General features: G+C 53.3%; 14 protein-coding genes. 12 read left to right on the top strand and 2 right to left on the bottom strand.

The window, feature by feature from the left end:
* Positions 1 to 169 precede the first annotated feature (169 nt).
* The 4 genes from HW561_RS14050 (at position 170) to HW561_RS14035 (ending at position 4,259) form a co-directional block, all read left to right on the top strand.
* Positions 170 to 1,117 carry a DMT family transporter gene (locus HW561_RS14050; protein ID WP_235962903.1) on the top strand — a complete coding sequence of 316 codons (948 nt, stop codon included), beginning with the start codon at positions 170 to 172 and terminating at the stop codon, positions 1,115 to 1,117.
* Positions 1,118 to 1,409: 292 nt separating this feature from the next.
* The gene (locus tag HW561_RS14045; RefSeq protein ID WP_176865815.1) at positions 1,410 to 1,976 is read left to right on the top strand and encodes an OsmC family protein; all 567 of its coding nucleotides are present in this window, start codon (positions 1,410 to 1,412) and stop codon (positions 1,974 to 1,976) included.
* 27 nt (positions 1,977 to 2,003) lie between these two features.
* Entirely contained in the window at positions 2,004 to 3,239 is a 1,236-nt protein-coding gene (locus HW561_RS14040; RefSeq protein ID WP_176865814.1) for an NAD(P)-binding domain-containing protein, read from the top strand.
* A 12-nt stretch (positions 3,240 to 3,251) separates the two neighbouring features.
* Complete coding sequence (locus tag HW561_RS14035) at positions 3,252 to 4,259, top strand: NAD(P)H-dependent flavin oxidoreductase (RefSeq protein ID WP_176865812.1); 1,008 nt, start codon at positions 3,252 to 3,254, stop codon at positions 4,257 to 4,259.
* Here HW561_RS14035 and HW561_RS14030 read toward each other — a convergent pair.
* Positions 4,256 to 4,957 (bottom strand): winged helix-turn-helix transcriptional regulator, encoded by a 702-nt coding sequence (locus HW561_RS14030; RefSeq protein ID WP_074739126.1) that lies wholly within the window; start codon positions 4,955 to 4,957, stop codon positions 4,256 to 4,258. The two genes, HW561_RS14035 and HW561_RS14030, sit on opposite strands and share 4 nt — an antisense overlap.
* A 145-nt stretch (positions 4,958 to 5,102) precedes the next feature.
* On the opposite strand from HW561_RS14030, the gene HW561_RS14025 reads away from it, so the two are divergent.
* From HW561_RS14025 to HW561_RS13995, 7 genes are all read left to right on the top strand, one after another.
* Positions 5,103 to 5,663, top strand: a complete 561-nt coding sequence (locus HW561_RS14025) for a carboxymuconolactone decarboxylase family protein (protein ID WP_176865810.1) — start codon at positions 5,103 to 5,105, stop codon at positions 5,661 to 5,663.
* Positions 5,660 to 6,067, top strand: a complete 408-nt coding sequence (locus HW561_RS14020; protein ID WP_176865808.1) for a DUF6632 domain-containing protein — start codon at positions 5,660 to 5,662, stop codon at positions 6,065 to 6,067. The genes HW561_RS14025 and HW561_RS14020 overlap by 4 nt, the downstream gene beginning before the upstream one ends.
* The gene (locus HW561_RS14015) at positions 6,064 to 6,600 is read left to right on the top strand and encodes a GNAT family N-acetyltransferase (protein WP_176865806.1); all 537 of its coding nucleotides are present in this window, start codon (positions 6,064 to 6,066) and stop codon (positions 6,598 to 6,600) included. The genes HW561_RS14020 and HW561_RS14015 overlap by 4 nt, the downstream gene beginning before the upstream one ends.
* A gap of 329 nt (positions 6,601 to 6,929) precedes the next feature.
* Positions 6,930 to 7,496, top strand: a complete 567-nt coding sequence (locus HW561_RS14010; protein ID WP_176865804.1) for a hypothetical protein — start codon at positions 6,930 to 6,932, stop codon at positions 7,494 to 7,496.
* On the top strand, positions 7,493 to 8,158 hold the full coding sequence (locus HW561_RS14005; RefSeq protein ID WP_176865802.1) for a hypothetical protein: 666 nt from the start codon (positions 7,493 to 7,495) through the stop codon (positions 8,156 to 8,158). The genes HW561_RS14010 and HW561_RS14005 overlap by 4 nt, the downstream gene beginning before the upstream one ends.
* Positions 8,159 to 9,132: 974 nt before the next feature.
* Positions 9,133 to 9,786 (top strand): DUF928 domain-containing protein, encoded by a 654-nt coding sequence (locus HW561_RS14000; RefSeq protein ID WP_176865800.1) that lies wholly within the window; start codon positions 9,133 to 9,135, stop codon positions 9,784 to 9,786.
* Between the two features lie 44 nt (positions 9,787 to 9,830).
* Positions 9,831 to 11,693: a CHASE2 domain-containing protein gene (locus HW561_RS13995; RefSeq protein ID WP_176865798.1), complete on the top strand. Its 1,863-nt coding sequence runs from the start codon at positions 9,831 to 9,833 to the stop codon at positions 11,691 to 11,693.
* A 40-nt stretch (positions 11,694 to 11,733) separates the two neighbouring features.
* On the opposite strand, the gene HW561_RS13990 is transcribed toward HW561_RS13995, so the two are convergent.
* On the bottom strand, positions 11,734 to 13,797 hold the full coding sequence (locus HW561_RS13990; RefSeq protein ID WP_235962902.1) for a caspase family protein: 2,064 nt from the start codon (positions 13,795 to 13,797) through the stop codon (positions 11,734 to 11,736).
* On the opposite strand from HW561_RS13990, the gene HW561_RS13985 reads away from it, so the two are divergent.
* Positions 13,731 to 14,366 (top strand): glutathione S-transferase, encoded by a 636-nt coding sequence (locus tag HW561_RS13985; protein WP_176865794.1) that lies wholly within the window; start codon positions 13,731 to 13,733, stop codon positions 14,364 to 14,366. The two genes, HW561_RS13990 and HW561_RS13985, sit on opposite strands and share 67 nt — an antisense overlap.
* The last annotated feature ends 94 nt before the right edge of the window (positions 14,367 to 14,460 follow it).

The following is a 14,460-nucleotide window of genomic DNA, read 5'->3' as shown; positions in this document are numbered from 1 at the left end:
CCAGAGCCGGCCTTGAACCCGGCCATTTGATGCTGCTGTGCGGCCCGTCGAACCTGCCGTTCGCTGCGGGCGCAAAATCTAATCCAGCCCGAACTCGCGGATTGCGGGACTTTTGCCCGGCGTCGCATTGAGAACAGACACGCCTTTGACGACATTTCTACATGATGGGATGGCCACCACTGATTCCATACCTCAATCTACGGATCGTATCCTTGCAGGCGTTGCGCTGATGCTTGGGTTTTGCCTAACCGCTCCTTTGCTGGATGTAGCTGCGAAACTGGCATCGGCCAGCGTGCCAGTTGGGCAGATAACGGCTGCACGCTTTGTGGTGCAGTGCGCGTTGATGGCACCGTTCATCTGGATAATGGGACTGTCGTTGCGCGTGGCGAGAGGTCAATTGATGGTGCTCGCTTTACGCTCAGTGCTTTTGGTGTTCGCAACATTTTGCTTCATTGCCGCAATCCGAGTGATGCCACTTGCTGATGCGCTGGCAATCGTGTTTGTCGCCCCGTTCATAGTCTTGTTGGTCGGCAAGTTTTATCTTGATGAAGATGTCGGCCCCCGCCGTGTCGGGGCGGCTCTTGTTGGGTTTGTTGGGGTATTGTTCGTCATCCAACCCAGTTTTGCGGCCTTCGGCGCGGTCGCAATAATTCCACTTGGTACGGCAGTTGCCTTCGCTTTTTACATCCTTGTGACGCGGGGATTGTCGCGTCGGATGCACCCCGTGGCCCTGCAATTTCACACAGGCCTGATTGCCAGCCTGTTTTGCATTCCAATGCTAATGGTTGCGCAAGGTTCTGGCTCCGAGCTGTTCGATCCCATTTGGCCAACAGACATCGCGTTGTTGTGGCTTCTGGGAGCTGGGTTTTTTGCGACGGTGAGCCATATGATGATGACCTATGCGCTTTCGTTTGCACCTTCAGCAACATTGGCCCCTCTGCAGTACTTTGAACTTCCGGTGGCGACCTTGTTCGGCTATCTTGTTTTCAGCGACTTCCCGAACATGCTTAGCTTGCTTGGTATTGTCATCATCATCAGTGCAGGGCTGTACATGATACATCGCGAAAGAGTTACAGCCAGACGGTTGGTCACAGCGCGCGCCGCCCCTCCAATCTAAAACTACACGCGCTCGCGGCCCATAGCCGACCTTGGCCATGCGTTTCAGCGCTGCGGTGCAGCTTCACCAGACCGGCCATTCACTGCGTGAGCGAGATCGATAGGTATCGAACTCATTAATTGCGGGACGAAGCACCCGTCCATTTCACACTTCTGAATAGCTGCTTCTGCTTACTATCAAATATGTAGTGGATTGCTTTCGACCGTGAAGTATCTCGCACCGTGCGCGTTCCTTAAAAGTCACCATATCGAGCTGCACCGACAGCTCAACACGCTTTTAAAGGAACAACACAATGACCACGCAAACCCAAGACAAACCCGTTTCAAATGGTGTAAACACCGAGGCCCTGATCGGGGCACGGAACGCATTTGCCGAGATGCCGCAAGCTGCATCATTCACATTCCGCAGCACTTGTGACTGGGTTGACGGCAGCGAAAGCCGCAGCACCATCAATGGTTACTTCGGCCTGGGTGAAGAACACACACGCAAAGAAACTTTTTCAATTTGCTCGGACCATCCAGAAGTTTTCGCCGCGCGTGACAGCGCGCCGACACCCCCAGAAATCGCGCTATCCGCATTGGCGAGCTGTCTGACCGGCGGCATCGCTGCTGTCGCGCAGCACCGGGGCATCCAGCTGCATGACGTACAGTGCGTTGTCGAGGGTGACATGGATATGCGGGGAATATTGGGTATGGATCCCGACATTCGCAACGGCTTCAGTGCTGTTCGCGTAACCTTCGCTATCGATGCGGACGCAAGCGACGACGATATTCGCGCTTTGGTCGCGCAGTCGCAGAAGCGATCCACAGTTTTTGATCTGATGACCAATCCGACCAACGTACACGTGGTCGTCGCTTAAACCGCGATCAATACAGGAGCGAGTGTCATGCGACATATTTCGACCGTCATCATTGGCGCCGGGCAAGCCGGGCTCGCAATGAGCAAATGTCTCTCGGACCGCTCCGTCGCGCATGTCGTGTTAGAGCGGGGCGAGGTGGCGCAGTCCTGGATGAAAGACCGGTGGGACAGCCTGCGGCTGCTTACGCCAAACTGGCAATCACGGTTGCCGAGCTATGGATATACCGGACCTGATCCAGATGGGTATATGAACACGCCGCAAATCACAGCGTATCTGCGTGACTATGCCCATGCGATCAATGCTCCGGTCGAAGAGCACACAGCTGTTCATTCTGTGACGTCTCATGGGAACAACTATCTGGTTCGCACCAACAAGGTCGATTGGATCTGTGACCATGTCGTTGTCGCCAGTGGGGCTTGCGCCCGGCCGAAACTGCCTCAGTTGGCGGGCGCTGTTCCAGAAAGCATCATGCAGCTGTCGCTTAGCACATATAAATCGCCTGACCAAGTTGCGAAGGGCGGTGTGCTGGTGGTTGGGGCCTCGGCCAGCGGTGTGCAGATCGCTGCCGAGCTTGGCACATCCGGGCATGCGGTGACCCTTGCCGTTGGCGAGCATATCCGCGCGCCGCGTCGCTATCGTGGGCGGGATATTCAGTGGTGGATGGATCGTAGCGGTATTCTGGATGTCCGCGTCAACGAGGTGGATGACATTGACCGTGCCCGCCGCCTGCCATCCTTTCAACTGATTGGTGATCCCGGAATAGATTCCATTGATCTGAACACACTTCAGGCAATGGGGGTTACAGTAACCGGTCGACTGGCTGGCATTCAAAACGGTATGGCGCAGTTTTCCGGCTCACTTGCCAATCACTGTGCCATGTCGGATCTGAAGATCAGCCGACTTCTAAGGCATTTCGACGATTGGGCTGAACGCCTGAACGTTACCGACCTTCCCGAGGCGCAGCAGTTGTCCCCGACGCTGTTGTCCAACCCTCCACGCCTCATATCCAATCTGAGAAACGGCGCGATACAGACCATCGTTTGGGCAACAGGTTGTTCCCTCGACTACAGTTGGCTGAAGCTTCCTGTGTTCGACCAGAAAGGCATGTTGATTCACCATCAAGGTGTCGTTGCACCCGGACTTTACGTCATGGGCTTGCCCTTCATGCGGCGTCGGAAGTCGGCACTGATTGATGGCGTGGGCGGCGATGCGCAGGCCCTTTCCGATCACCTTATTGCCAATCGAAACCGCCGCGCGGCTTAAAGGAATTCAATCATGGAAAAGACGATCAAAGCCCCCGCAACTTCGACGGCGTTTACAGATCTGGTCGGGGTGGATCACCCCATCGCACTGGCCCCCATGGCCGGCGCAGTAGAAAGCGACTTGGCTGCTGCCGTTGGCAATGCAGGCGGCTATCCGATCATACCTTTCTCGTGGAGCAGCAGGGATACCATTGAGGCTGAACTGACAAGCCTGCGTGCAAAAACCGACGCGCCGTTTGCTGTAAACCTTTGCCTTGATATGCCACAAGAAGCTCGATTGGAACTTTGCCTGTCGCATCGTCCCAATGCTGTGCATTTCTTCTGGGGGGATGCAGCGCCGTTTGTAAAGCAGGTGCATACCAACGGGGCCTTGGTGATCCAGACGGTATCGACCGCGATTGACGCCAAACACGCTGTTGATGCGGGTGTAGATATTTTGGTCGCGCAGGGTTGGGAAGCCGGAGGGCATGTTCGGGGGATGGTCGCGACGCTGCCACTAATCCCGGCCGTCGTGGATATGGCGGGATCGGTGCCAGTTTTGGCGGCCGGTGGTATCTCGGACGGGCGCGGGTTGGCTGCGGCCCTCTGTCTGGGGGCCAGCGGCGTTGTCATGGGAACTCGTTTTCTGGCGACCCCAGAAAGTGCGGCGCATTCCGAATACATCGCGCAACTTATTGCAGCCCAGCATTCAGACACACTCCACGAGACCGATCTGTACAATGTTGGCTGGTCAAATGCCGCTCATCGTGTGCTGCGTAACGCCGTAGCGGATCGTTGGCTTGCAGAAGGTCGTCCCGGCAATAATACACGCCATCGGTCCGGTGAAACGGTTGCAATGCGGGGCAGCGCCCCAATCAAAGCTTATCAATCCACGACACCCCATCATTCAATGACCGGTGAGATTGAAGCGTTATCGATGTGGGCAGGTCAAAGCGTTGGCCTGGTGAACAGCGTTGAACGCGCCGGTACGATTATCGACAGCATTATGGAACACGCTCGCGCAGCACTCCATATGCGCTAACGTGCCGCCAAAATCTCTTCGGCATTCGGCAGGCTTGCGAAAATGCAATCGGAAAGCCAGCTTGTTATATTGCGTGTCAGAGCCGCCGGTCCGATGATCTCCATCTCGCCAGAGGCTTTGGCCGCCTTATAGGTTGTGTGGCCCAACCAGGCATCCGCCATCGCGCGAACCTTTGTTGTGATAAATACGTCCACGTCTAGGCCGGGATCGGTGGTGCAAACATCAACATTGCCACCTTCAACCGTGATCCACCATTTCGGTTGCTCATCGAAATCCGTAAACTGGAACAACACGACCGTCCTGCTGCCGGGCAGGTTCTCGGGAACAATACTTCGTTGAAGATAAAGCATCAGAAGCTCGACGTCGTAATCCGCGTCGCTCATAAACGCCTTAGACCATTCCATGCCCCAACTTCCAAGTGCCAGCAGGATCGGCTGCAGCTGTCGACAGCTTGCGGTTGGTAGGTATTCGTGCCCCCGACCGCCTTGAATGCGACGCTTATAGACAAGGTCATATTCCTCTAGCGTGACCAATCTGCGCGTCAGAAGCGTGGGAGAGATCGCCCCCAAACCACGCTGGAGCTCCGAGAAACGTGTGCTGCCCATCAACAGCTCGCGTACAATCAGCATGGTCCACTTTTCGCCCAAAATTTCAGTTGATTTGGCGATGGGGCACCATTGGCCATAACTGTGCGACATCAAAATTACTCCATAAAATGTAGTAAGATACTCCAATCGGTATAGTGTTTTGCTCCAATCTGTAAAGCATCGCGTAGGGACGCTGTCAGGTAAGTCTCATCATATGAAGCATTCCAAGCACGGATCTGCAAAACAGAGAGAGCTTATGACCCTACCCATCCACACGACCCAGACAGCCGCCCCGCAATCACGTCCGATATTCAACGCGATCACGCAAGCACGTGGCTTTGTTCCCAATGTCTATGCCGTTTATGGTGGTCTTCCTGATGCGATGACCGGGTTTGCTGGGCTGACCGGCGCATTTGGCGACAGCAGCCTGACACCTGCCGAACGTGAAGTGATCCAACTTGCGGTAAGCGTGGCCAACAGGTGCCGCTACTGCGTCGCGGGTCACACAGCTTTTGCTGCTGATGCCGAACTAAGTGACAGCCACGTCCAAGCGATGCGTGCAGGGTGCGACCCTGATGATGATCGGCTTGGTGCCTTGGCGCGCTTTGCCCGGAAATTGACAACGGCCCGTGGTCGTGGCTGCAGCGAAGAATACGCGGGCTTTTTGGCAGCCGGTTATCACCCGGATCAGGCTTTGGAGGTGATCATAGGCGTTGCAAATAAGACCCTAAGCAACATGACAGCCAACTTACTGGACCTACCGCTTGACGCGGAGTTTGCGCCTTATGCATGGATTCCTAAGGCAGACGCAGCATGAGCCCCGAAAGCCGCGCAAAGGGATTAAAGATTGCTTTGGTCCTCTTTGGAACCATCTGTTTTCTGATCTATCCACTGGCCGCTATCTGGCCTTCGGGGTGGGTCTGGCATGGTGGCGAAGGTCAGCACTATTTCCAGATGATCTGCGGAATTTACGCGGTTCTAGGATGGTTCCTGATCCGGGCATCCTCAGCCCCGCAGAACCACAAGAGCCTGATCGGTTTTACCATCTGGTCCAGTATCGTTCATGCCGTGATTATGGCTATTCAAGTCAGCCACGACCACATGGAGATCGGTCATTTGGTGGGCGATATCCCAGCCCTGATCATTGTGGCAGCGGTGCTTTGGTATTTGTCGCCACGCGTTTCAGAAACTCCAAGAACCAGCGAAAGAACATCCAAATGATATCCTTAGTCAAACAGCGCGTCACCGTTAAAACCGTGGAGACTCCGGCTGAAATCGGCGCTGTGCAAGATATGATGCGGGCCTTGGTCGATTGGCTGTTTGTGCGCCATCACACCTACCACGACCTTGTGGCCCGCTATTTTGATCCGGATGAGTTTGAAAGCGAGCTGTCAGACCTGCCTGGCATTTACGGAGCCCCCGCAGGCACGCTGCTAATCGCGAGCGTCGATCTGAAGTTCGCTGGTTGTGTGGGATTGCGCGCAATCGATAAAGATGCCTGCGAAATGAAGCGCATGTTCGTCGATCCAAAATTCCACGGGCAAGGCGTAGGTCAGGCCCTTGCAACGCATCTGACCCAGCGTGCCCGCGAATTGGGTTACGCAAGAATGTATCTTGATACCGGGCCAGAACAATTCGAGGCGCGAGGATTGTACCAAAAGCTCGGATTTCAGCCCATCAAACCCTATTTCGATGTCAGCGACGAAATGGCGGATTGGCTAACTTTCTTGGTGCTGCGGCTCGACCCACAGTAACTGGATTAAGGTTGGGGACCGCTTAATACAGCACTGCATGCAGGTGAATGATAAGTTTGCGAGTGCAAACCAGTAACGATAATGGCTCCCATTATCGATATCGATACGAACGGCCCATACCGGCCCTTTACTCACGGATCCGTATGCTGCGGTGCGGCCAGTCATTCCGGACATTCGCTGCGAGCGCTGTGAGCGGTATTTTCGATCAGAGCTTGTTAGCACCAAAAGTCGTCTCGGCCCCGCAAGACACACACCGGGAATTTGACTCAACGCCGTTGATTGAAGCAAGCTAGCCTCATTGAAATGTTTACTTTTGAGGGTGGATTGCGATGAGATTGCCGATTTTCACTACCACTGCGATTGCGGCGCTGGTCTCCGCCGGAAGTGTTTTTGCTAAGGACTGCGAATGCGACCAACACGATGCTGGAGCATCAGGAAGCGGCTCTTGCACACTTTCCGAGTCATCAAGCTATTGTTCGATCACATATACAGGGACCTCTAGCAGCAGCCGTGCCGCGTCTAACGGATTCAATCTGGATGCCATGAACGATATGTCGCGGAATCAATATCAAAGCAGTCTGCCAATAACTGAAACATTTAGAACATTGAACAATCTTCACTTTGCAGAGTTCGATGAAAGGCTGTTTCGCGACATCGTGGTGAACACGATCATTCTGTCGGCGACAAGCGGCAGTGAAGCAGAAACGCTGCTAAATTCGCTAGACTTTGACGACTCAAACGATGGCCTGCCGAGCAATGATCCTGTCCAGGAACTCTTTTTTGAGTTTACAGAAACCGGGTGTGCCGAGGCGAATATTGGGCAGCGCATTGGTAGTGATCTGCGATATCAGATTATTCATATTCGTTCTGAGTTCAACGGGCGTTGTGATCAATGAAACCACAAGTTATTGCCATCCTTGTAGTTGGTGTGATTGCAGTTCTGTTCATATTTCAGGACCCGATAAGCGAGTGGCTTCGTCCCGAACCACCCGAGGACAGTTGCGGAGCAAGACCCGCCGACGCCGTTATTGCGACCGACAAGGAATTCGAAGTAGCGCTTAAGGACGCGGTTGCGGTTTTTAGCGGTAAGAGCAGCGCGAGAGTTCTTGATAGTTTTCCCGAGGCCGCCCGCAACGCCCAAATGGCGGGTTATATGGCATGTAAGGCTGGCGAGCAGAGCCTGATCAACGACAACGAAGAACTGAACGAATTTCTAGAAGTTATGCTCAAGTTCTTTGACACAGGTAGCTTCCCCAACAGAATGCGTTTGGCTGGTCCTTTGAGCGATCTCCAGACGTTGCTTAGAAGAGACCCTGGACAAAGCTGGTCGCTGCAACTTTCTCAAGGCGTTGATAATTTATTTGTTGATGACACCGTGGGATCATCAGCAGCCGATCTTATGCAGAAGATTTGCGGCGCAAATGCTTGTCTATCCTGCACCGGGATCGATCAAATTGCCGATGATGGCATCATGTCTATAGGTCTCGCAGAAGGTCACCAACTGACACAGCGTGACGTCAATGGGGTGCAGTACAACATGTGTTCGCCCGACGAGTAAGAGGCTAAACGACTACAATCGAGCCTTCGGAGTATGTTCGAAACTTTGGACCGGGCGTTGGTGGACTATCTGCTGCCGCATACACTGTGCTTTGTAGGCGAAGGTTATGCTCGGGAATTGGATAGAGCTGAACAAAACTACCCCGTCCGTTCAGACCCGTTATGCCTGACGGCCCATAGCCGACATCCAACATAGATTTAGTTGCTGCATTTACGCTCGCATTTCGGACATTCGCCGCGGTGCAAAATCCTGCGAAAAAGCGACACACACGTTGCGCAACAAAGTTGCCATTCGCCACTGTAGTAGTCCTGATCTAATAATGGAGGAAACGCTACAACGCAAAACACCCGTCTTGCGCTCTGTGTTATCACCCGCCAAGCCCGGAAACTGTCGGTCCGTTGGACCGAGGGCTGGTCATACACAAACAGTCAATTTGGGTTACTTAGGTGATGTTGATCGGTATTTAAGCAGGTATCACTTAGACTGTGTTTTCGATTTCGATTCAGTGGCCCCAAATAGATCAAGGCTGACTACAGCCTCGATAAAGTCGCACAATACGGTTCGCATGGAGTTGTAGTTCAGATTTTGATTTTCTGTGACCAGGAGTCCACTGCGCTATAGGGTGACGGGAATCTATGCCGCTTCATTGGCCGGGCCAGACAAATTTGGAACAAGTTCACAGGCAGAAACATCAATCACAAGTCCGACACGCTCGCCTTTGACCTAAACGTATACTGGGGCAATCACAGATAAGAAAGCGACAAGCAGAGGCCGGAGACCGCTTACCCAAACGCCGACAGTAAGCATGAATACCAACCCTGCCTATCACTGATCATTTTAGCAATCTTATCGCAAAACTGCTCGACAACCGTAAGCCGGACTGCCGCGGTCGAACTGGACTCCGATAGGATTCGAGCCTACGCTGAGACATCAATGTTTGGTTTTTCTTAAACGTTTTCTTCGCGAGGCTTCTTGTGTCGTGGGTCAGAGTTTCAGTAACTGCTTTTTTCCTTTCAATGGTCTACCCGCTGATTGTCGATGGGGTTGCGCTGGCCGCCGGCGAAAAGGAAGACGATGCCCCCACCGATGAAGTGATTTTTGTTCCGCCCGAAATTGGTGCGCCAAAGGATCGAATGGGCGCAGGAACTAGGGACGTGTCATCAGAAACGACATCTGGGATGTTACTGTTGCTAGTTCCGGAAGATGGCGGGCTTACAACTTTACCATCTCCGCCCTTGGTTTGGCGGCTGACGCATGGTCACAGAGGGGACTTAGTCGTAGGGTTGAACCCGTCCGGAACGGATGGCCCACAGTTTCGGATTAAGGGCCCATTCCCCGCTGGCGACTACGGGTTGGATCTTGGCCGACAGAACTTTCAACTGGATACAAACCTGGTTTATGTATGGCACGTCACGCTGCTGGACCAGAACACGGGCGCCGTTGCCGAGAGAGCAACCGGTTTAATTGAGCGCTTCCCAGAAAGCTTTAGATTCAACGACCCCGCGGCAAACGGGTATTGGTTCGACGCGCTTTCCGAATTTGTGGACATTAGCCTAAGCGGGCGAATACATGCGACGAAACCGGACCAATTCGAGCAACTCATGGCCTCAGCCGGTGTGGGTTCTTGACCCCGAACAACCGAACCCGGGTATGGAGCAGAGCCTCATCCCTAATGCCGATCTGGCAACGGTGGATTTTGGTTGGTGCCATCACACTGATCGTCGGCACCACGTTAATAGAACTTCGACAGAAAGGCTTGTTGGAACCTCTTGAGCTTGTCCACTACGACTGGACAACAACCATCACCGCCGACCCTGAACCGATAGAAGACGTTGTTCTGGTCACCGTTTCCGACGAAGATCTGGGGGAATGGGGCTGGCCCGTTCCCGACAGCCATTTGTCGCAGATAATAAGAAACTTACTAGCCGCCGGTGCTACGACGGTAGGTGTCGATATCTACAGGGACGTTCCCGCAGGCGCAGGGCTAGAAGATCTGCTTGAAGTTCTCAACGATCCGCGGGTCGTTGTGATTTCGAAATTACCCGATCACCGAGGCGTGCAAATTGATGCCCCCGCTGGTACCCGATCAGGGTTCTCTGACATTCCGATTGACCCTGACGGCGTTGGTCGACGCGCCTTATTGCTGGTCAATACGCAGGATGGGATTTCGTTGTCATTGCCGTTGCAACTGGCCGCGACCCATACCGGGCAACCCGCACTTAAGACCAATCCCGACAATCCGCGCATACTAATGTTGGGAGACAATGTTGTGAAGCCACTGGCAAAGGGCTCAAATCTGTTTCGCAATGTCGATACTGCCGGCTATCAAATCATCATCGAATACAAAAACAAGCTGCCGATTGCGCATAGCGTCCCGGCAGCAGGTGTTCTGGCCGGAAAGGGCCTTGAACAATTTGAGGGAAAAGCGGTTGTAATCGGTATCACAAGCCATTCAGTGAAAGACTATTTTTCAACGCCACTCAATCGTTCGACCGGAGCCAGCTTTACCTTTGGCGCAGAAATTCATGCCGCCATCCTTCAGCAACTCATCGACTACTTCAATGGCCAACTTTCCCCGCTAGCCTCAATGAACGGTCTTTTTTCTTCACTGATTATTCTCGTCTCTGCGTGTACTGGGGCGTGCGTTTCAGTCTTTGTACGGGGTGCTGGCAACGCGGTTTTGGTCGCACTGGTCGGCGGTGTTTTTCTCACTCTCGGCCTGTCTGCTTCTCAACAATTCGCGCTTTTAGCGCCTGTGGTCCCATCCTTGCTGGCCTGGACTTTTGGGTTTCTTTTTGGTTTTGCAATAATATCAGGATTTTCACGCAACCAACGACGCGCCATCGCCCAGGTTTTTTCATCCCATCTGTCCGAAGAGTTATCCGCCGAGATCTGGCAACAGCGCAAGAACCTGCTGTCAGGCGGCAAACCCAAGTCCCGCAGATTGTTTGTTACGGCACTGCTTGCTGATATCGAAGGCTCCACCCGCATTGGAAACTCAATGGACGCGGATGACTTCATGGCATGGGTCGCACGCCTTCTAGACAGATTGGGTGAAGTTGCCCGTGACCATGGCGGCTTTGTCGAGAAATACACCGGCGATGGAATCCTGGTGGTGTTCGGTGCACCAATCCCAAGCGAAACACAGGATCAGATAAAGGAGGATGCTCAATCGGGATTGCGATGTGCGCAGGCCATGCGGGCCGCTGTGTCCGAACTTAATGTTACCCTGAGTGATCAGCCCAGGTATGGGTTACGAATTGCGCTGAACAGTGGCGAGGCGCTAGGCGGCACGCTAGGGGTCAGTGGGTCCATGCATTATAACGTTATCGGTGCCACTATTAACGTAACTGCGCGTCTGGAAAGATGGATCAAGACACTTGCGCCTGACGCGGAAGGGTGTCGCCCAGTTTGCATGACAATGGCCACAGCAGAGATAATAGATGCCGAGCGGGAGTGGCCGGTTTTGTCCAGTTTCGATCACGATGATTGTGAAACGGAAATCCAGGTGATTGAAGCCAGTCACCTTGCGTGAAGGCACGAGACTTTCGGCGGGCTGCGTATTCTCTTGTTTTTCAGCGTCTTGTTATTGTCACGTCGACAAAGAAAGCGTCGTCAAAACGACCTTGATTGGAATACATGGATTTTCCTTTCACAAATCCCGACGAAAATCTCTGAGTGATCGAAAAAGGTACAGCTCTGGATTTCCCAAACAAATATCCAGTGCTTCCCGATATACGCAGTTTTCCTTTGTCTGACAGCGATGCACGGTACTTTTTGGACCGCGACGCCCCTCCCTTGGTAAAGTCCTGAGCGCTGACCAGTTGGAACCCGGCGGCTGATTTTCGGTATACCAATCTCAATACCGTTTTGGGTCTTTCGTTGGCGAGTTCTCCACCTTTGTAGCGTGGGTCCACTCTTCTTGTGAGTTCGATGACGTAGTCGCCATAAAAAGTGTTTTGAGACGTAATGCTTGGGGGCGGCGTGGGCATTGCTGCCAAAGTCTGGCCTCTTGTTTGCTGGCCGTTTTGCTTTGGCGGCTCTGGTTTAGCAACGTTTTTCAGTACCGCAACGCTCTCGGCGGTCAGGTAGCCGGTTCTGACGACGCCGTTCTTGGATTGAAAGTTTCGCAATGCGGCTCGCGATTGCGTGCCGAATATCCCGTCAACAGGCCCGGCTGAGAAACCAAGGACGTTCAGGCCACGTTGAATGCTCCGATAATCGGTGCGGTTCAGGTTCAAACTTTCCTCGACATTCGGGGCTGGGCGTTGCTGCACGGAATACTGATTCTGATCGCTTTCAATGCGAGGTGACATTACCTTAGTTTTCGGGGTGACGAAGGTAGCCGCATTTCGACTTGTGCTACTCATAGCTTCCGCAACGCCATGAGCATATTGGCCTGCGCGCGTGTTCGGGTAGAGCCGCGAAATCATCTGCAAGGCGCCCAGCTTGACCTGTTCGTCGTCCAGTCCCATCGCTTCACGCAAAACCCGCTGGGCGGATTGCTCGCGCTCATCTTCGGGGTCAGGTTTAGGCGCTGTTAGTCGCAGTTCTACAGGGGCCGAAGGTGTTTGGACCGCCGCTGGGACGAGGAAAATATCATGCCCGGGCAGCGAGCCATAAGTAAATGGTTCCTGATATCCGTCAGTCAACTCGTAGACCGTATCTCGTACCTTGCGAAACATTTTTCCGAGTTCCAGCCCGGGAACCTCGATATGCTCAAGAAACGCTTCTGCGTAAGGGCTGTTACGACTGTCACCGTCCAGCGCCAACGTCCCGCCACGCGCAGAATACCCTACAAGAACGCCGCTGGGGTCGATGCGACCCAGCCCTTGTCCGATCGACCGGGTCGCAGTGGTTCGAACCATATCCGTCACAAACGGATTGTTCCGACAGGCATCCACGATTACAAGCTTCAGGCCTTTCGCGGTCGATACAGCATTCAAGACCGACTCCAACCGGATTGCCTCAAACTCTACATCCTTGTCACTCCTGAGTTCGGCATTTGTCGGTATCAGGTAATTTGTGTTGTCGATTTCGATCCCATGGCCTGCGAAATAGACCAACGCCATCTCGGCATCAGCCATTTCCTCAGAGAAATCCCTTAATGTCAGTCGCATTTCGCGGTAGTCTAGATTTTTTTTAGCGGTGACCTCAAAGCCAATCCGCTCGAGAGCAGCAGCGATGTCGTTGGCGTCATTTGCCGAGTTTGGAATATTCGATACATGTTCATATCGTGCGTTTCCGATCACTAGGGCTACGCGTTTTGCATAAGACGTTTCAGCAAGCGCCGCACCCAATCCGAACACCAAAACGAAGCTCAGGTGTTTCCATGATCCACAGAAGCCTTGGAGCAGTTGCCGCGCTAACATGGTAAATTCATCCGCTGAAATCGGAACCATTATAGCATAAATCGAATTTCGGTGCGACGTTGTTGCCAGATCGATCAAAAAAATCAGGAACTCAAAAACTCGTTTTGCCGATTTACAAATGTCTATCCAAATGATGAAGCAAAACGTCAGTAAGCAATGCACGGTTTGACCATATTGGTGGGTTTCAGATAAATCCACGTATGGTTCACCACCCAATTTTTTGGACGTTCCGCCGCTGCCCTTATGCCATAAGGGCTCGCCTTGCATTGTTGAGTTCGGGTGTCAGAGTCGAGTTGCGTGAAATTCTCTTACGGGACAAACCAGCGGCTTTCTTGCAGACTTCCCCATCCGGAACAGTGCCGGCGCTTCGCCTGCCAGACCAGGTTTTAGACGAAAGTCTGGAAATCATGATCTGGGCGCTCCAACAAAATGATCCGCAGCGGCTATTGGACATGCCTCAGGCAGGTTGGGACCTGATCGAGGTAAATGATGGTCCATTCAAGGCTGCATTGGATCACACAAAATACGCTACGAGATACCCGGGACTGGACCCCAAAGTGGAGCGTAAGAAAGCTGCAAGCTACTTACTCAACCTCGACGAACGGTTAGCCGGACGGTCATGGTTGTTCGGAAGTCGTCCCACCATTGCCGATCTGGCGCTTCTGCCATTTGTTCGGCAATTTGCCCATATAGATCGGATGTGGTTTGATGGGCAGGAGTGGCTGAATTTAATATCGTGGCTAAATCGCTTTATAGAATGCGAAGCCTTTTTGCAGGTTATGAACAAGAACTCACCGTGGTCAGAGGGCGATGCTCCGACTTGGTTCAACAGCTGAGCCCAGCATGGCGCATGCGGCCCAAAGCATGCGTAATTGGGCTGACCCTGTTCTGAGGTCGAGCTCCCGATAGGATCACAGGAGATCTGTGAAC

It is taken from the genome of Ruegeria haliotis, assembly GCF_013377785.1.
Taxonomy (GTDB): domain Bacteria; phylum Pseudomonadota; class Alphaproteobacteria; order Rhodobacterales; family Rhodobacteraceae; genus Ruegeria; species Ruegeria haliotis.
Note: the sequence above shows the minus strand (reverse complement) of the source record. Positions and strands in the feature narration are given on the sequence as shown.